Annotated in this window: 18 protein-coding genes; 6 read left to right on the plus strand and 12 right to left on the minus strand. The window is 70.8% G+C overall.

The window, feature by feature from the left end; all coding sequences use genetic code 11:
• Positions 1-35 precede the first annotated feature (35 nt).
• The 3 genes from ACAZ03_RS00175 to ACAZ03_RS00185 all read right to left on the minus strand — a co-directional run bounded on the left by ACAZ03_RS00175 (position 36) and on the right by ACAZ03_RS00185 (position 3,771).
• Complete coding sequence (locus ACAZ03_RS00175; RefSeq protein WP_373355314.1) at positions 36-488, minus strand: cytochrome c family protein; 453 nt, start codon at positions 486-488, stop codon at positions 36-38.
• Positions 489-558: 70 nt separating this feature from the next.
• Positions 559-1,434 (minus strand): ribokinase, encoded by an 876-nt coding sequence (locus ACAZ03_RS00180; RefSeq protein WP_373355315.1) that lies wholly within the window; start codon positions 1,432-1,434, stop codon positions 559-561.
• A gap of 81 nt (positions 1,435-1,515) precedes the next feature.
• The gene (locus tag ACAZ03_RS00185) at positions 1,516-3,771 is read right to left on the minus strand and encodes an NADP-dependent malic enzyme (RefSeq protein WP_373355316.1); all 2,256 of its coding nucleotides are present in this window, start codon (positions 3,769-3,771) and stop codon (positions 1,516-1,518) included.
• A 124-nt stretch (positions 3,772-3,895) separates the two neighbouring features.
• Here ACAZ03_RS00185 and ACAZ03_RS00190 point away from each other — a divergent pair, with 124 nt between their 5' ends.
• The 5 genes from ACAZ03_RS00190 to ACAZ03_RS00210 all read left to right on the plus strand — a co-directional run bounded on the left by ACAZ03_RS00190 (position 3,896) and on the right by ACAZ03_RS00210 (position 9,666).
• Complete coding sequence (locus ACAZ03_RS00190; RefSeq protein ID WP_373355317.1) at positions 3,896-5,137, plus strand: MFS transporter; 1,242 nt, start codon at positions 3,896-3,898, stop codon at positions 5,135-5,137.
• A 188-nt stretch (positions 5,138-5,325) separates the two neighbouring features.
• Positions 5,326-7,407, plus strand: a complete 2,082-nt coding sequence (flhA, locus tag ACAZ03_RS00195; protein WP_373355318.1) for a flagellar biosynthesis protein FlhA — start codon at positions 5,326-5,328, stop codon at positions 7,405-7,407.
• Positions 7,404-8,189 carry a flagellar biosynthetic protein FliR gene (locus ACAZ03_RS00200; protein ID WP_373355319.1) on the plus strand — a complete coding sequence of 262 codons (786 nt, stop codon included), beginning with the start codon at positions 7,404-7,406 and terminating at the stop codon, positions 8,187-8,189. The genes flhA and ACAZ03_RS00200 overlap by 4 nt, the downstream gene beginning before the upstream one ends.
• Positions 8,186-9,277 (plus strand): flagellar type III secretion system protein FlhB, encoded by a 1,092-nt coding sequence (gene flhB / locus ACAZ03_RS00205; protein WP_373355320.1) that lies wholly within the window; start codon positions 8,186-8,188, stop codon positions 9,275-9,277. The genes ACAZ03_RS00200 and flhB overlap by 4 nt, the downstream gene beginning before the upstream one ends.
• Entirely contained in the window at positions 9,271-9,666 is a 396-nt protein-coding gene (locus ACAZ03_RS00210) for a hypothetical protein (RefSeq protein ID WP_373355321.1), read from the plus strand. Before flhB ends, ACAZ03_RS00210 begins: the two co-directional genes overlap by 7 nt.
• A 170-nt stretch (positions 9,667-9,836) precedes the next feature.
• Here ACAZ03_RS00210 and ACAZ03_RS00215 read toward each other — a convergent pair whose 3' ends face one another.
• The 9 genes from ACAZ03_RS00215 to ACAZ03_RS00255 are packed head-to-tail and all read right to left on the minus strand — an operon-like array spanning position 9,837 to position 14,445.
• A complete protein-coding gene (locus ACAZ03_RS00215) occupies positions 9,837-10,355 on the minus strand; it encodes a flagellar basal body-associated FliL family protein (RefSeq protein WP_373355322.1) in 519 nt (172 codons plus the stop codon).
• A gap of 10 nt (positions 10,356-10,365) precedes the next feature.
• Positions 10,366-11,088, minus strand: a complete 723-nt coding sequence (gene flgH / locus ACAZ03_RS00220) for a flagellar basal body L-ring protein FlgH (RefSeq protein ID WP_373357010.1) — start codon at positions 11,086-11,088, stop codon at positions 10,366-10,368.
• A gap of 2 nt (positions 11,089-11,090) precedes the next feature.
• The gene (gene flgA / locus ACAZ03_RS00225; protein WP_373355323.1) at positions 11,091-11,522 is read right to left on the minus strand and encodes a flagellar basal body P-ring formation chaperone FlgA; all 432 of its coding nucleotides are present in this window, start codon (positions 11,520-11,522) and stop codon (positions 11,091-11,093) included.
• Entirely contained in the window at positions 11,522-12,307 is a 786-nt protein-coding gene (gene flgG / locus ACAZ03_RS00230) for a flagellar basal-body rod protein FlgG (RefSeq protein ID WP_373355324.1), read from the minus strand. The genes flgA and flgG overlap by 1 nt, the downstream gene beginning before the upstream one ends.
• A 9-nt stretch (positions 12,308-12,316) precedes the next feature.
• Positions 12,317-13,033 (minus strand): flagellar hook-basal body complex protein, encoded by a 717-nt coding sequence (locus ACAZ03_RS00235; protein ID WP_373355325.1) that lies wholly within the window; start codon positions 13,031-13,033, stop codon positions 12,317-12,319.
• 12 nt (positions 13,034-13,045) lie between these two features.
• Positions 13,046-13,312 (minus strand): flagellar biosynthetic protein FliQ, encoded by a 267-nt coding sequence (locus tag ACAZ03_RS00240; RefSeq protein ID WP_373355326.1) that lies wholly within the window; start codon positions 13,310-13,312, stop codon positions 13,046-13,048.
• Between the two features lie 9 nt (positions 13,313-13,321).
• Entirely contained in the window at positions 13,322-13,600 is a 279-nt protein-coding gene (fliE, locus tag ACAZ03_RS00245) for a flagellar hook-basal body complex protein FliE (RefSeq protein WP_373355327.1), read from the minus strand.
• A gap of 51 nt (positions 13,601-13,651) precedes the next feature.
• Positions 13,652-14,047 (minus strand): flagellar basal body rod protein FlgC, encoded by a 396-nt coding sequence (flgC, locus tag ACAZ03_RS00250; RefSeq protein WP_373355328.1) that lies wholly within the window; start codon positions 14,045-14,047, stop codon positions 13,652-13,654.
• A gap of 11 nt (positions 14,048-14,058) precedes the next feature.
• On the minus strand, positions 14,059-14,445 hold the full coding sequence (locus tag ACAZ03_RS00255) for a FlgB family protein (protein WP_373355329.1): 387 nt from the start codon (positions 14,443-14,445) through the stop codon (positions 14,059-14,061).
• A 249-nt stretch (positions 14,446-14,694) separates the two neighbouring features.
• Here ACAZ03_RS00255 and ACAZ03_RS00260 point away from each other — a divergent pair, with 249 nt between their 5' ends.
• The gene (locus tag ACAZ03_RS00260) at positions 14,695-16,005 is read left to right on the plus strand and encodes a FliI/YscN family ATPase (protein WP_373357011.1); all 1,311 of its coding nucleotides are present in this window, start codon (positions 14,695-14,697) and stop codon (positions 16,003-16,005) included.
• Positions 16,006-16,085 lie beyond the last annotated feature (80 nt).

The following is a 16,085-nucleotide window of genomic DNA, read 5'->3' on the forward strand; positions in this document are numbered from 1 at the left end:
CCAGTCTTCGGGCCAGCGCCCGGGCGGCGCAAGCCTCACTCGGGCGAGAGGCTCACGAGATAGGCCCAGATATCAGCGGCATCCTGGGCACTGCGCACCTGATAGGCCATCTTCGAGCGGGCCTGACGATCCTCTAGATGCTCGCGGAGGAAGCCGGTCGGATCCTGGACGTAGGGAATGAACAGCTCCGCCGTCCAGGGCGCGCCCTCCCCGCCGGCGGCGGCGAGATCCACGATCGAATCGCCATAGCGGAAATCCTCGATCCCGGCGATCGGCCGCTGGTCGATGGCATAGAGATTGGGGCCGGTGCGCGCATTGCGGCCGGCCAGCGTCTCGCCCGCGTCGTTGACCACGACATGGCAGGCCACGCATTGCCGGCCGAAGAGCGATTCGCCGTTCGCGGCATCGCCCTCCTGCGCGGCGGCAGGGGCCGCAAGGGCCGTGAGCGCGGGCAAAGCCAGCGCGGCGATGAGGGATCTGGGGTGCATTTGCGCCTCCCTGACAGGTTGGTTCACGCTCAAGATAGGCACGGCGGCGGAAAGCGCCAGCCCGTCCGCATCAGAGCGTTGCGTCCACTTCGGCGCGATGCGGGATGCCGGCGGCGGCCCCGGCCCGTGTGACCTTCAGCGCCGCGGCGCGGAGAGCGAGCGAGATCGCCTCCGGCATCTCCATCCCCTCTTCAAGCCCGGCCAGCAGGTAGCCCGCGAAAGTGTCTCCCGCCCCCGTCGTATCGACGGCGGAGACCTTGATGGCCGCGAAATTCCGCGCGCCCCCCGGCCCGGCCCCGGCCCCGTGCCAGGTCACCCCCTCCGCCCCGCGCGTGACGACGACATCCGCCACGCCAAGGCCCCCGGGTGCCTTGCCGGTCGCCTCCTGCAATTGCCCGGCCTCGACTGCGTTGAGGATGAGAAGGTCCGCATGGGGCAGCATCGCCTCGACCGCCGCCGCGTCGAAGGGCGCCGCGCAGTAGCAGACCTTCAGCCCGGCCTCCTTCGCGGCGCGCGCCGCCTCAGCCTGCAGGTTGGTCTCGTTCTGGGTGACGAAGATGTCGCCGGCCCCGGCCCCCGCCAGCGCCGCCGTCACCTCCGCCTCGGTGAGGCTCATGTTGGCGCCGGGGAGGAGCACGATGGCATTCTCGCCCGCCGCGTCCACATTGATGATGGCATGGCCCGTCGGCCCCTCGCGCCGCGCCACATGGCCCAAAGCCACGCCATGGCCCTCCAGCTCCGCCATGACCCGCTCGGCCCCCGCCCCCACGGCGCCGATATGCACCACCGCCGCTCCCGCCTTTGCCACGGCGACCGAGAGGTTCGCGCCCTTGCCGCCGAGCCCCTGGCTGTAATCGAGCGAGGCCAGCGTCTCCCCCGGCGCCGGGATATGCGGCACGCGGTAGACGTGATCGACATTGATCGAGCCGAGATTGAAGATCGTCACCCTGCCCCTGCCCCTTTCCAAACACCCTTCGGGGGGGCTGGGGGGCAGACGGCCCCCCAGCCTCTCCACCCGGGCCCGCCGTCAGCCCACCTTCACCGCCGCCATGACCGCCATGTTCATGATGTCGTTCACCGTCGAGACCGTCGAGCAGATCTGGATCGGCCGGTCGACGCCGGTGAGGATGGGCCCGATCACCGTCGCGCCGGCCATCTCCTGCATAAGCTTGACCGAGATCGAGGCGGAGTGCCGCGCCGGCACCACAAGCACATTGGCCGGGCCGGTCAGCCGCGAGAACGGGTAGTTCTCCGCCGAGCGGGCGTTCAGCGCCACGTCGACGGCCATCTCGCCCTCGAATTCGAAGTCGACGCCCCGACCCTCGAGCACCACAGGCGCGCGGTGCATCTTCGCCGAACGCTCCGAGACCGGATAGCCGAAGGTCGAGAAGCTGACGAAGGCCACGCGCGGCACCAGCCCGAGGTGGCGCGCCACAGCGGCGCCGCGCTCGGCGATGTCGGCGAGGTCCTCCTCCTCCGGCCATTCATGCACGAGCGTGTCGGCGATCAGCACGATGCGGCCCTTGTGCATCACCGCGCTGACGCCGACGGCGCCGTCATGCGGGCCGGCGTCGAAGACGTGGTTGATGAGCTCGAGCACATGCGCGCTCTTGCGGGTCGCGCCGGTGACCATGCCGTCGCCATGGCCATGCGCCAGCATCAGCGCCGCGAAGACATGCCGGTCGCGCGCCGCGAGGCGGTGGATGTCCTGCGCATCGAATCCCTTCCGCTGCAGGCGGTCGTAGAGGAAGCCCTTGTAGGTCTCGAAATGCTCGGTCCGCGCGGCGTTGGTGATCTCGAGTTCGCCCAGCGCATCGCCTAATCCGGCGGCGCCGAGCTTCTCCTCCACATCCGCCTGCCGGCCGACGACCACCGCCCGGCCGAGGCCGGAGCGCTGGAAGGCCACCGCGGCGCGCAGCACGCGCGGGTCGTCGCCCTCGGCGAAGATGATCTTCGCCTGCGCCGCCCGGGCCCGGGCATAGAGCCCGCGCAGCACCGAGGCCGTCGGGTCCATCCGCGCCATCAGCGCCTGCTCATAGGCCTCCATATCCTCGATCGGCCGGCGGGCGACGCCGGTCGCCATGCCGGCCCGCGCCACGGCGGGCGGGATCTTGTGGATCAGCCGCGGGTCGAAGGGCGTCGGGATGATGTAATCCCGCCCGAAGGTCAGGTTGCGGCCATAGGCCAGCGCCACCTGGTCGGGCACATCCTCCCGCGCCAGCGCCGCCAGCGCCTGGGCACAGGCGATCTTCATGTCGTCGTTGATGGCGCGGGCATGGATGTCGAGCGCGCCGCGGAAGAGATAGGGGAAGCCGAGCACGTTGTTGACCTGGTTGGGATAATCCGACCGGCCGGTGGCGACGATGGCATCGGGGCGCACCTCGTGCGCCTCCTCCGGCGTGATCTCGGGGTCGGGGTTCGCCATGGCGAAGATCACCGGATCGGGCGCCATGGAGGCCACCATCTCCTTCGTCACCGCCCCCTTGGCGGAGACGCCGAGGAAGACGTCGGCCCCCTTCATCGCATCCGAGAGGCTCCGCGCCTCCGTCACCACGGCATGGGCGCTCTTCCACTGGTTCATGCCCTCGGTGCGGCCCTGCCAGATCACCCCCTTGGTGTCGCACATGATGCAGTTCTGCGGCTGGGCCCCCATGGACTTCAGCAGCTCCAGGCAGGCGATCCCCGCCGCGCCGGCGCCGTTGAGGACGATGCGCACGTCTTCGATCTTCTTGCCGGAGAGGTGCAGCGCGTTGATCAGCCCCGCCGCGCAGATCACCGCCGTGCCATGCTGGTCGTCATGGAAGACGGGGATGTCCATCTCTTCCTTCAGGCGCTGCTCGATGATGAAGCACTCGGGCGCCTTGATGTCCTCGAGGTTGATGCCGCCGAAGCTCGGCCCCATCAGCCGGACGGCCTCGCAGAAGGCATCCGGGTCTTCCGTATCGAGCTCGAGGTCGATGGAGTTGATGTCGGCGAAGCGCTTGAAGAGCACCGACTTGCCTTCCATCACCGGCTTGGAGGCCAGCGCCCCGAGGTTCCCCAGCCCGAGGACGGCGGTGCCGTTCGAGATCACGGCGACGAGGTTGCCCTTGTTCGTGTAATCATAGGCCGCCTCGGGATTGGCGGCGATCTCTTCACAGGGGATGGCGACGCCCGGGGAATAGGCGAGGGACAGGTCGCGCTGCGTGGTCATCGGCACGGTGGCCGACACCTCCCACTTGCCGGGCGACGGCTCCATGTGGAACGCGAGCGCATCCTCGCGCGTGAAACGCGGTTTCGCCATGTCAGACCTCCTCCCGGCTGGTTGCAGAGCCATATCGGGCTTCGCCCCCGGGGGGCAACCGGCTGCTTGCTCGGCGCCGTTAATGTTGATATCAACATGAACGGAATCAGCGTGGAGATTGCGCGTGGAACAATCACCGTACAGATGGGTCATGGTCGCAGTGGGCGGCGTGATGGGCTGCATCGCCATGGGCTCGCTCTTCGCGCTGCCCGTGCTGCTCCTGCCGATGTCGGAGGCGACCGGCTGGTCGCGCACCGGCATCTCGGCGGCGATGACCTTCGCCTTCCTCGCAATGGCGCTGACCTCGATGCTCTGGGGCGCGATCTCCGACCGGTTCGGGACGCGCGTGGCGGTGATGGCCGGGGCGGTGCTCTTCTCCGCCGCGCTCTGGGGCGCCTCGGCGGCGCCCTCGCTGCCGGTCTTCCAGATCGCCTTCGGGATCTTCGCCGGCACCGGCGTCGGCGCCTTCTTCGCACCGATGATGGCGACGATCATGGGATGGTTCCAGACGCAGCGGGGCCTCGCCGTCTCGCTCGTCTCCGCCGGCATGGGGCTGGCGCCCGTCACCATGTCGCCGCTCGCCGCCTGGCTGGCGGAAAGCCACGACTGGCGCGGCGTGCTCGCGATCATGGCGGCGATCGTCGCCGGGGTGACGCTGCCGCTCAGCCTGCTCATCCGCCGCCCGCCGCCGCAGCCGGAGATGGATCCGGCGCCGGAAGCGGGCGGGGGAGCGGGGCTCGTCCCGATGCCCGCCCTCGCCTCCGCCGGCATGAGCGTCCGGCAGGCGCTGCGCTCGCCGCAGTTCATCGTGCTGGTGCTGACGAACTTCCTCTGCTGCGCCACCCATGCCGGGCCGATCTTCCACACGGTGAGCTATGCCCAGCTCTGCGGCATCGCCGCGGTCGCGGCCGTGTCGATCTATTCCATCGAGGGCCTCGCCGGCATGGGCGGGCGCATCGGCTTCGGCGTGCTCGCCGACCGGCTCGGCGCCAAGCGCGTGCTGGTGGCCGGGCTCCTCGCCCAGGCCTTCGGGGCGCTGGCCTATTTCTTCGTGCGCGAGCTCTGGGCCTTCTACACCGTCGCCGCGATCTTCGGCTTCATCTATGCCGGCATCATGCCGCTCTATTCCGTCCTCGTGCGCGAGAACTTCCCGATGCGGATGATGGGCACGATCATGGGCGGCACCGGGCTCGGCGGCGGGCTCGGCATGGCCATCGGCCCCGTGGTCGGCGGCTGGATCTTCGACCGGACGGGCACCTATGGCGGGCTCTACATCACCAGCTTCGTCCTGGGGCTCGGCGCCTTCCTCGTCGCCATGACCTTCCGCCCCTTCGGCAGCACCGCCCCCGCGCCGCAACCGGCCTGAGACCTGGCGGCCCGCCCGTCAGGGCGGGCCGCCCCGTCCTTACCGGATGGTAACCAAGCCCCTCTAGCGTCTGGGAGACATCCGGGCGGCAGCAGAAGGCGGCGGTCTCAGACATGCGATCAGCGACAGGGGCGCCTTCGCGGCGCCAGGCGATTCCAACGGCCCGTCCCGGCGAGGAGGGCTGAGCCATGCCGAAGACCACCATCTTCCAGCCGACGATCCTCCTGGCGCTGGCGCTGATGGCGATCATCACCATGATGATCCTGCCCATGCCGCCCATGGTGCTCGACCTCGGCCTCGCCGCCTCCTTCGGGCTGGCCATCCTGATCTTCACGGTGACGCTCTTCATCCAGCGCCCGCTGGATTTCTCGTCCTTCCCCACCGTGCTTTTGGCCTCGCTGATGCTGCGGCTCAGCCTCAACGTCTCCTCCACCAAGCTCATCATCGGCCAGGGCCATACCGGCACCGCCGCCGCCGGCCATGTCATCGAAGGCTTTGCCGATTTCGTCATGGGCGGCTCGGTGATGCTCGGGCTCGTCGTCTTCGGCGTGCTGCTCATCGTCAACTTCGTGGTTATCAACAAGGGCGCCGCGCGGATGGCCGAGGTCGGCGCCCGCTTCGCGCTCGACGCGATGCCGGGCAAGCAGCTCGCCATCGACGCCGACATGTCCGCCGGCGCCATCGACCACAAGGAGGCGAAGGCGCGGCGCGAGCGCGAACAGCAGGAAACGACCTTCTTCGGCTCGCTCGACGGCGCGTCGAAATTCGTGAAGGGCGATGCCGTCGCCGGGCTCCTCATCACCGCGCTCAACCTCGTCGTCGGCCTCATCGCCGGTGTGGTCATCCACGGGATGCCACTCTCCCGCGCGTTCGAGACCTATTCGATCCTCACCGTCGGCGACGGGCTCGTCAGCCAGATCCCGGCCGTCATCATCTCCGTCGCCTCCGCCCTGCTCCTCGCCCGCGGCGGCGCCACCGGCGCGACGGATACCGCGCTCCTCAGCCAGCTCGGCCGCCATCCGGCGGCGCTCGGGACCGTCGCCGTGCTCATGCTGCTCTTCGCGCTGGTCCCCGGCCTGCCCTTCACGCCCTTCGTCATCGGCGCGGCGCTCCTCGGCGGCATCGCCTTCTCCGTCAGCCGGCGGCAGGCGGCGGAGGCTGTGGCGGCCGCCGCCGCCCCGACCGATGACGCGCCGAAGCCGAAGCAGACCTCGCTCGGCGATCTTCTCGACCTCGACGACATCCACGTGGAATTCGCGCCGGATCTGGTGGAGATGGTGCTCGACGCCGCCACCGGGCTCGACGCGCGCATCGCCAACATGCGGGCGCATGTCGTCACCGCCTTCGGCGTGATCCTCCCCGAGATCCGGCTGACCGACAACGCCGCCCTGCCGCCCGGCACCTATGTGATCCGCATCCAGGGCGTCGAGCAGGTGCGCGAGGGGCTGCGGCCCGACCGCTTTCTCGCGCTCCTCTCCGGCCCCGATCAGGGCGCCTTGCCCGGCGAGGACGTCAAGGAGCCCGTCTACGGCGCCCCCGCCCGCTGGATCGCCAAGGCCGACCAGGAGCAGGCCCAGCTCGCCGGCATGACGACCGTCAGCCCGCCGGAGGTGCTGGCCACCCACCTCCTCGAGGTCATCAAGCGCAACTTCCCGCGGCTCCTGACGCTCAAGGCGCTCCGCCGGCTCCTGGACGAGCTCGTCTCGCTCTCCGATGCCGGCCGCGCTGAGGCGAACAAGCGCATGATCGACGAGCTGATCCCCGAGAAGCTGCCGATCGACACGCTCCTCTCCGTCCTCCGGCTGCTGCTGGAAGAGCGCGTGTCGATCCGCAACCTGCCGCTCATCATCGAGGCGGCGGCGGAGGGGCGGCAGCTCCACAATGCCGCCGACCTCATCGCCGAGCATGTGCGCCAGCGGCTCGGCTTCCAGCTCGTCGCCGAGCTCCGCCGCGAGGACGGCACCATCCCGCTGGTGCAGCTCGCCCCAGAGTGGGAGGAGTGTTTCACGGCCTACCAGATCCCCGGCGATCGCGGCTCCTCCGACGTCGCCCTGCCGCCCGAGGCCTTCAACAAGCTCGCCAACGGCATCGCCGACCGCATCGCCCGGGCGGGCGAGACGGGGACCTTCCCGGCCCTCGTCACCTCGGCCCGGCGCCGGCGGTTCCTCAAGACCGTGCTGATGGCCAAGGGCATCCCCAACCCCGTCCTCTCCTTCGACGAGATCGGCATGGATGCGCGCCCGGCCCTCGTCGGGCTGGTGGCGGCGTGACCCTGGGGAGCGCTGAGCTCGCGGCGCTCCTCGGCCTCGCGGAGGGCTGGCTGCCCATCGCCGTGCTCGTCTTCCTGCGCGTCGGCGCCGCCATGTGGCTCCTGCCGCTCGTCGGCAACCAGGCGGTGCCGGGCCGGGTGAAGACGGCGCTGGCGCTGGCCTTCGTGGTGATCTGCCTGCCGCTGGTCGCCCCCCTCTACGGGCCCGCCCCCGCCGGCCTCGCCGGCTGGGGCTTCGCCGCGGGGGCCGAGGTGCTCGCGGGCCTCCTCTTCGGGCTGGCGCTGAGGTTCTTCGTCTTCGCCCTGCAGGTCGCCGGCACCATCGCCGCGCAATCGGTCTCGCTCAGCCAGATCTTCGGCGCCAGCGCCGGCGGCGAGCCGCAGCCGGTCATCGGCCACCTGCTTGTCATCTCGGGCCTGGCGCTGGCGGCGATCCTGGGGCTCCACATCCGCCTCGCCGAATACCTGCTGATCTCGTGGGACATGCTGCCCCCGGGTGCCTACCCGCTCCCCGCCGAGGTCGCCGAGATCGGCCTCGCCGAGGCCGGGCGGATGCTGGCGCTCGCCTTCTCGCTCTCCGCCCCCTTCGTCCTCGCCGGGCTCGCCTATCAGGTGACGCTCGGCGTCATCAACCGGGCCATGCCGCAGCTCATGGTGACCCTCGTCGGCGCGCCCGCCGCCACCGCGGGCGGGCTGATCCTGCTCCTCGCCGCCGCGCCGCTCCTCCTCTCGCTCTGGACAGACGCGCTCTTCGCCTTCATGGGCGCGCCCTTCGCGCCATGAGCGGCGAAGACGACGACTCGGCCGAGAAGGAATTCGCGCCCTCCCAGCGCAAGCTCGACGACGCGCGCCGCAAGGGCGACATCCCCAAATCCACCGACCTCGCCACCGCCGCCGGCTACGGCGGCATCCTGCTCGCCGCCTCGGTCTTCGGCGGCGCCAGCCTCACGTCGCTCGGCGGCACGCTCTCCGGCGCGCTCGGCCATGCGGCGGAGCTGGCGGCGCTGGTCTTCACCGGCTCGCCCCAGGCGGCGCTGGAGCCTCTGGCCACCGGCACGCTCTCCGCCAGCGCGCCCTGGTTCGCGCTGCCGGCGGCGCTGGTGCTGCTGACGCTCCTCGCCCAGCAGGCCGTGGTCTTCTCGGGGCAGAAGCTGCAGCCGAAGCTCTCGCGCATCTCGCCCCTCAGCCAGCTCAAGCAGAAATTCGGCCGGGCGGGGCTCTTCGAGTTCCTCAAGAGCTTCCTCAAGCTCCTGCTCTACTCCGCTATCCTCGGCTTCTACATCCGCCGCGAGCTGCCGCAGATGATGGAGGCGATGGCGCTGGAGCCCGGACAGATCGCGCTCCTCTTGGGCGATTTCCTCGCCGGCATCATGCTCATCGTGCTCCTCGTCGCGCTGGCGCTGGGCGTCGTCGACTACATGTTCCAGCGCGCCGAACACAGCCGCAAGCTGATGATGACGCGCAAGGAATTGACCGACGAGATGAAGGAGAGCGAGGGCGACCCCCACATGAAGCAGCAGCGCCGCCAGAAGGCGGTTGATATCGCGCTCAACAAGATGCTGATCGAGGTGGAGCGGGCCGATGTGGTCATCGTCAACCCCGAGCATTACGCCGTGGCGCTGAAATGGGAGAGGTCGTCGGGCCGCGCCCCCACCTGCGTCGCCAAGGGGGTGGACGAGATCGCCTTCCGCATCCGCGAGATCGCGGCCGAGCATGGCGTGCCGATCCATGCCGACCCGCCGACGGCACGGGCGCTGCATGCCACCGTCGAGATCGGCGCCGAGATCAGCCGCGAGCATTACAAGGCCGTCGCCGCCGCCATCCGCTTCGCCGAGCGGATGCGCAAGGCGGCGCGGGCGCGCGGATGGTGAGCCGGTCGGGTCAGATGGCCGGGCTGGCGGCGCTGGCCGATGCGCGCTTCCGCGCCGAACAGGGCCGCCTTGCCGTGCTTCGCCGCAAGCAGGCGGCGCTCGAGGCGCAGATTGCCGAGCTTTCCCGCGCCCGGGCCGGCGCCGCGGCCCTGCCGCTCGACGATCCCGCCACCCGCACCGGCGCCGACCTCAAGTGGCAGGCGTGGGTTGCCCGGCGGATCACGGCGCTCAACATGGAGCTGGCGCGCCTGCGCGCCGAGATCGAAGTCGAGCGCGCCCGCCTCGCCAAGCTCTTCGGCCAGTCCGTCGCCGCCTCCCGCCTCGGCCGCCGCCTCGCCCTCGAGGAAAGCCGCCTGCAGGAGACCCGCGCCGAACGCGAAGGCCGGTAGGTCACCCTCGCCCCACCCCCCATGTCTTTGCTCCAAACAAATCCTCGGGGGGAGTCGCCAAAGGCGACGGGGGGCAGACAGCCCCCCGGTCCACACTCTCAACCAGTCCCGCCGCCCGCCATCCGGGCCCAAAATTCTTCGCAGAAGAATTTTGCCCCCCCGCGCCGCCCTCAGCCCTGAAGCCTCTGGCGCACGATGTCGGTCACCAGCACGTCGATCACCACCTCGCCCAGCACCGCCCGCCCGGCGGCGCGGAGCGCGTCGCGCAGGTTCCGCATGGTGGCCGCCTCGGTGAAGTTGCCGTCGAACCCGCCGGTATTGGAGTGATCGAAAAGCACCTGCAGGAACACGTCCCTCAGCCGCGGCTCATGGGCGAAGATCACCGATTGCTGGCCCGGCGGCACCTCGATGGAGAGCGACAGCAGCATCATCGAATCCGCATTGCCGTTCCGCACGACGGGGATGACGAACTGGTTGTTCATCTTGGCATATTCGTTGGTGGTGGGCGCATCGGCCACCGTCTCCGCCTCCTCCAGCGCCGCCTCGGGCTCGTGACCCTCGGCCGGCACGTCGCCGCAGGGGCCGGGCGCCTCCTCCTCCGCAGCGGAGGGGAAGAGGAACATCGCCGCGCCGACACCGCCGCCGGTGCCGAGGAGCGCGAGGAGCAGGGGGAGGAGGAGCTTCTTCATCGGGGCCTCTTCAGAACGGCAGCATCAGCTCGGTCGCCTCGGCCGCCCAGCGCGGCCGCTGCACGTCGGAGATCATCCCCCGCCCCCCGTAGGAGATCCGGGCCGCGGCGATCTTGTCGTAGGTGATCTCGTTCTGCCGGGTGATGTCGGCCGGGCGGACATAGCCGTCGACCAGAAGCTCGCGGATCTCGTTGTTGACCCGCACCTCCTGCCGGCCCTGGATCTGCAGAACGCCGTTCGGCAGCACCTCCGTGACCGTCGCCGCCACCCGCAGGGTGAGCTGCTCGGTGCGGGTCACCGAACCGTCCCCCGCGAAGGCGGAGGAGGAGGAAAGCCCGACGGCCGGCGACATGTTCGGCCCGCCGTTGTTGTCGATGAACTGCGGCAGCGCGAAGAACTCGTCGATCGCCAGATCCTGGCTGCCGGAGCGGGAGCGGCCGGAGGCGTTGTTGAAGCTCGCCGAATCGTCGATCTCGATCACCACCGTCAGGATGTCGCCGCGGGTCATCGCCCGCCGGTCGCCGAGAAGCGAGCCGCGCTCGCCCGTCCAGAGCGAGGCGGCGGTCAGAGTTTCCGGGCCGAGGACGGGCTGCATCTCGATGGGCAGGCCGGGCTGCATCATCGCCATGTGCTCGTCGCTGAAGGCGACGGGGGTCATGGGCGGCGGCTGGCCGACCTCGCTCATCCGCTCGCAGGCGGAGAGCGCAAGGGCGGCAGCGGCAAGGGGAAGGATCTTCACTGGAGCACCTCCTGGGCGGCGACATAGGCGGCACCATCGGCCCCGATCAGCGCCGTGACGGTGTTGCGGGAGGAGGTGTTCATCACGCGGATGCTCTCCCCCACGCCGGCGCGGTCGAGCGCGCGCCCCTCCGTCTCGATCCGCAGGCCCGAGGCGTTGTAGATCAGGGGCAGGATCTGGTTGCGCTCGACGATGGCCGGCGGGCCGAGATCGGCGAGCCGGATCGGCCGGCCGGCATAGAGCGCGACGCGGCTCTCGAGGCCGACGACCTCGCCCGGCGTCGCGGCGACGCCCGGCATCTCGCCCTCGGCGGCGGTGACATCGCCGGGGCCGAGCAGCGTCTGCGCCGGCATGGTGCGCGCGGCCACCATGATGTCGGCCGCGGCCGGCGGGGCGGCGAGCGCCGCCAGAAGAGCCAGCCCCCGCATCAGCGCACCTGCACCATGGCGCCGAGCATCTGGTCGGCGGCGGAGATGACCTTGGAGTTGAGTTCGTAGCCGCGCTGCGCCTCGATCAGGTCGGTCACCTCGCGGACGGCATCTACGGCGCTGTCCTCCAGATAGCCCTGGCGGAGGACGCCCAGCCCCTCGTCCCCCGGGGTGCCGCCGAGCGGCGGGCCCGAGGCCTCCGTCTCGGTGAAGAGGTTGGAGCCCATGGCCTCCAGCCCCCGCGGGTTGGAAAAGCCGGTGAGGGTGAACTGGCCGATGAGCTGCGCATTCACCCGGTCGCCGAAATAGGCATAGACCTCGCCATCGGCATTGATGGAGAGCGAGCGCGCATCGGCGGGCACGGTGATGTCGGGCGCGACGGGGAAGCCGTCGGAGGTGACGATGAGCCCGTCGCCTGTCATCTTCAGCGCGCCGTCGCGGGTATAGGCGGCGCGGCCGTCGGGCAGCGTCACCTCGAGGTAGCCATCGCCCTCGATGGCGACGTCGAGATCGCCGCCGGTGGCGGAAAGCACCCCCTGCCCGAGGATCTGCGCGACGGATGACGCGCGCACGCCGAGCCCGAGCTGCACCCCGGTCGGCAGCACCGTGCCGTCGGCGGAGGAGATCGTGCCGGGCCGGGCGACCTGCTGGTAATGCAGGTCGGCGAATTCGGCGCGGCGTGGCTTGTAGCCGGTGGTCGACATGTTCGCGAGGTTGTTCGAGATCACCTCGACGCGGGTCTGCTGGGCCGACATGCCGGCGGCGGCGATCTGAAGGGCGCGCATGGCTCTCTCCTAGCTTCTGACGGTTTCGATGGTGTCGCGGATGCGCTGGTCCTCGCGCTCGGCGAGGCCCTGGCCCAGCTCGTAGGCGCGCTGCACCTCGATCATCCGCGCCACTTCAAGGAGCGGGTTGACGTTGCTCTGCTCGAGGAAGCCCTGGACCATGCGGCCCTCGGGCTCCGGCTCCCACCCGGCGGCGGCCTCGAAGAGCACGCCGTCGCTGCGCTGCATGGCGCCGGGGTCGAGCGGGCGGACGAGGCCGATCTGGCCTATGGGCTGCCCGCCGGCCGAGATCGTGCCGTCGGCGGCGATGGCCACCGGCCCCGCGCCCTGCGGCACGAAGACCGGGGCGCCGCCGGCATCGAGCACACCATAGCCCTCGGGCGTCACCAGATCGCCGTTGGCGCTGGGGCTGAAGGCACCGGCGCGGGTCAGCCGCTCGCCCTGCGGCGTCGCGACGACGAAATAGCCCGGCCCCTCGACGGCGAGGTCGAAGGCGCCGCCCGTCTGGGTGAGCGCGCCCTGGGCGACCGACAGCCGGCGGACATCGCCGAGCCCCATCGACAGCGAGGGCTCACCCTGCCCGGTCAGCGCCACGAATTCCGAGAAGATCATCCCCTCGGCGCGGTAGCCGGTGGTGGCGGAATTGGCGATGTTGTTGGCGATGCTCTGCATCTCGTGCATCAGCCCCGCCTGCCGGGTCAGCCCGGCGTAGATGGCATTGTCCATTCCGGTGGCTCCTCAGGTTGCGGCGATCAGCGGCACGAGCGTGTCCAGCCAGAGGCTGCGCAGCGTCTCGGTCATGAAGCCCATGCTCAGCCAGAAGATCGCGACGATGGCGGCGAGCTTGGGCACGAAGGTCAGCGTCATCTCCTGCACGGAGGTCAGCGCCTGGAAGAGCCCGATGGCGAGCCCGGTGACCAGCGCCACCACGAGGATGGGCAGCGAGATCACCACGGCGACGCGCAGGGCGGCGCGGAACGTGTCGTAGAAGAGCGACGGGTCCATGTTCCGGCCTCAGACCGGCATGCGGAGGATTTCCTGATAGGCCTCCACCACCTTGTTGCGCACGGCCACCGCCGCCTCGACGGCGAGCTCGGTCTGCGCCAGCGCCTGCACCAGCGCATGCGGGTCGGCGCCGCCGGTCATCGTGCCGATGGCCATCTGCTCGCCCGCGCGGAGCGTCGCGGCGAAATCCTCGGCGGCGGTGCCGGCGAGCCCGGCGGCGCCGCCGGGTTGCGGCTCGGCGGCCGAGCGGGCGGCCTCGTACTGGCGGGCAACGGCTGAGAGTTCCATTCTGGTCCCTCCTTCTTCCTCGGGGGTGGGTGGTCAGGCACCGGGCGCCGGTCAGCGGCGCCGCAGCAGGTTCATCAGCTCGCTCGACATCGAGCGGATCTGTTCGAACATCTTGAGATTGGCCTCGTACGAGCGGCTGGCCTCGCGGGCGTCGGCCACCTCCATCAGGAGGTTGACGTTCGACCCCTCGACATTGCCGTCGGCATCCGCGAGCGGGTGGCCGGGGTCGTATTCGACCGCGAGCGGCGACTGGTCGAGCCGGACGGGGCCGGTCTCGATCATGCCCGTCGCGCGGCCGCCCTCGACCTCGGCGCGGAACGAGGTCGTCTTGCGGTGGTAGCCGGGCGTGTCGGCATTCGCGACATTCTCGGAGGTCAGGCGCAGGCGCATCGCCTGGGCGCGCATGGCCGAGGCGGTGACGGCGAGGCTTTCGGAGAAATCGGGCATCGGGCGCCTCCTCAGCTGCCGATGACGGTGCGCAGCACCTGCATCGAATGGCGGTAGACGGTCAGCGCGCGGCCATGCTCGCGCTCGGCATCGACGGCGCGCACCATCTCTTCCTCGATCGAGACGGAATTGCCGTTGGGCGAGGTCTGCGCCTCCGCCCGTTCGATGCGGGCGAGCGCCGTGGCGCCGCTGCCGGCGATATGGCCGGTGCGGGTGGTGCGCATCCCCGGTTCGCTGAGCGCGCCTTCGTCCGCCAGATCGGCGAAGCTCGGCAGCGCCTGGGCGCGGTAGCCGGGCGTATCGGCATTGGCGAGGTTGCGCGCGGCGAGCGCCGTGCGCTGCCCGGCGTGGCGGGCCATCGATTCCGCCATGCGGAAAACGGTCAGTTGGTCAAACATCGGGGCTTCTCCCTCGATCATGCTCAACGGCTGATTAAGCGCGATTCCTTAAGGTCGCGTGTGTCCCACCCCGGAAATTGCCCCGGACCAGGAGCCGGACCCAGCCCCAGACCCAGACCCAGCGAGGAGAAGCCCGCGATGCCACCCCCGACGAACAGCCTCTTCGACAGCCCCTCGGCCCCCGGCGCCCCCCGCAGGAGCCCGCCGCGCCATCCCGTCCACCCCGGCGAATCGCCCCTTTTCGGGCGCATGGCCGCCGCCGTCGGCCGCGCCCGGCTGACCCGGCCGCTCGGCGCCATCACCGAGATCGCCGGCGGCCGGCTGATCGCGGGAGGGCTCGCCGACAAGGCGCGGCTGGGCGACCGGGTGGAGATCCTGAGCCCCGGCATCCCCGCCGGCATCCCGGCGGAGGTGATCCGCGTCTCGAACGGCGAGGTGCTGCTGCTGGCGGAGGGCTCGACGGAGGGCGTCGGCACCGGCACCCCGGTGCGGCTCTGCCCGCCGCCCTCCTTCGCGCCCGACGATTCCTGGATCGGCCGGGTGGTGGACCCGGACGGCCGGCCGCTCGACGGCCGGCCGCTTCTGCCCGGCACCGCCGAGCGCAAGCTCGCCGCCGCGCCCCCCGCCCCGGCCGAACGGCGGGCGCTCGGCAGCCGCATGGCGACCGGCTTCGCGCTTTTCGACACGCTCCTGCCGCTGGTGCGCGGCCAGCGCGTCGGGCTTTTCGCCGGCTCCGGCGTCGGCAAGTCGACGCTGCTCGCCGGGCTCGCCCGCAACATCGAGGCGGAGGTCGTCGTCATCGGCCTCGTCGGCGAGCGCGGGCGGGAGCTCAGGCATTTCGTCGAGGCGGTGCTCGGGCCGGAGGGCATGGCGCGCTCGGTCGTCGTCGCCGCCACCTCCGACCGCGCCCCGCAGGTGCGCCGCCGCTGCGCGCTGGCGGCGACGGCGGTGGCCGAGCACTTCCGCGCCGAGGGCTGCCAGGTGCTCCTTCTCCTCGACAGCGTCACCCGCTTCGCCGAGGCGCATCGGGAGCTCGCGGTCTCGTCGGGGGAATCGGCGGGGCTCCGCGGCTTTCCGCCCTCCACCGGCGGCGCCATCGCGGCGCTCTGCGAACGCGCCGGCCCGGGGGTGGAGGAGGAGGGCGACATCACCGCCATCTATTCCGTGCTCGTCGCAGGCTCCGACATGGAAGAGCCGGTGGCCGACATGCTCCGCGGCGTACTCGACGGCCATGTCGTGCTCGACCGGGCCATCGCCGAGCGCGGCCGCTTCCCGGCGGTGGACGTGCTGCGCTCCGTTTCGCGCTCGCTGCCGGATGCGGCAAGCGATGCCGAGAACCTCCTGATCGGCGAGGCCCGCGCCCGGCTCGGCGCCTATGACCGGGCGGAGCTGATGATCCAGGCGGGGCTCTATGCCAAGGGCTCCGACCCCGAGATCGACGCCGCCATCGCCACGCACCAGCCGCTCGAGGCGTTCTTCGCGAGGAAGGGGCCCGACACCGCGCAGCATTTCGCCGCCCTCGGCCAGGCGCTCGCGGCGGGCAAGGCGAAGGCCAAGTAGGCCGGGCTTCAGCCCGGCCCCCCTTTCGCCCACCCCCTTTCGCCCGGGCCGCCCCCGCCCTAGTCTGCCGCCTCAACCAC

The organism is Pseudoroseicyclus sp. CXY001, assembly GCF_041714655.1.
Classification (GTDB): domain Bacteria; phylum Pseudomonadota; class Alphaproteobacteria; order Rhodobacterales; family Rhodobacteraceae; genus Pseudoroseicyclus_A.

What these genes read in the sequence shown, in the direction of transcription:
- ACAZ03_RS00235 (WP_373355325.1), bottom strand. Translation starts at nt 13,033, where the DNA reads ATGGACAATGCCATCTACGCCGGGCTGACCCGGCAGGCGGGGCTGATG.
- ACAZ03_RS00240 (WP_373355326.1), bottom strand. Translation starts at nt 13,312, where the DNA reads ATGGACCCGTCGCTCTTCTACGACACGTTCCGCGCCGCCCTGCGCGTC.
- flgC (WP_373355328.1), bottom strand. Translation starts at nt 14,047, where the DNA reads ATGCCCGATTTCTCCGAAAGCCTCGCCGTCACCGCCTCGGCCATGCGC.
- flgA (WP_373355323.1), bottom strand. Translation starts at nt 11,522, where the DNA reads ATGCGGGGGCTGGCTCTTCTGGCGGCGCTCGCCGCCCCGCCGGCCGCG.
- flhB (WP_373355320.1), top strand. Translation starts at nt 8,186, where the DNA reads ATGAGCGGCGAAGACGACGACTCGGCCGAGAAGGAATTCGCGCCCTCC.
- ACAZ03_RS00215 (WP_373355322.1), bottom strand. Translation starts at nt 10,355, where the DNA reads ATGAAGAAGCTCCTCCTCCCCCTGCTCCTCGCGCTCCTCGGCACCGGC.
- ACAZ03_RS00260 (WP_373357011.1), top strand. Translation starts at nt 14,695, where the DNA reads ATGGCCGCCGCCGTCGGCCGCGCCCGGCTGACCCGGCCGCTCGGCGCC.
- fliE (WP_373355327.1), bottom strand. Translation starts at nt 13,600, where the DNA reads ATGGAACTCTCAGCCGTTGCCCGCCAGTACGAGGCCGCCCGCTCGGCC.
- ACAZ03_RS00255 (WP_373355329.1), bottom strand. Translation starts at nt 14,445, where the DNA reads ATGTTTGACCAACTGACCGTTTTCCGCATGGCGGAATCGATGGCCCGC.
- flgG (WP_373355324.1), bottom strand. Translation starts at nt 12,307, where the DNA reads ATGCGCGCCCTTCAGATCGCCGCCGCCGGCATGTCGGCCCAGCAGACC.
- ACAZ03_RS00185 (WP_373355316.1), bottom strand. Translation starts at nt 3,771, where the DNA reads ATGGCGAAACCGCGTTTCACGCGCGAGGATGCGCTCGCGTTCCACATG.
- ACAZ03_RS00210 (WP_373355321.1), top strand. Translation starts at nt 9,271, where the DNA reads ATGGTGAGCCGGTCGGGTCAGATGGCCGGGCTGGCGGCGCTGGCCGAT.
- ACAZ03_RS00175 (WP_373355314.1), bottom strand. Translation starts at nt 488, where the DNA reads ATGCACCCCAGATCCCTCATCGCCGCGCTGGCTTTGCCCGCGCTCACG.
- flhA (WP_373355318.1), top strand. Translation starts at nt 5,326, where the DNA reads ATGCCGAAGACCACCATCTTCCAGCCGACGATCCTCCTGGCGCTGGCG.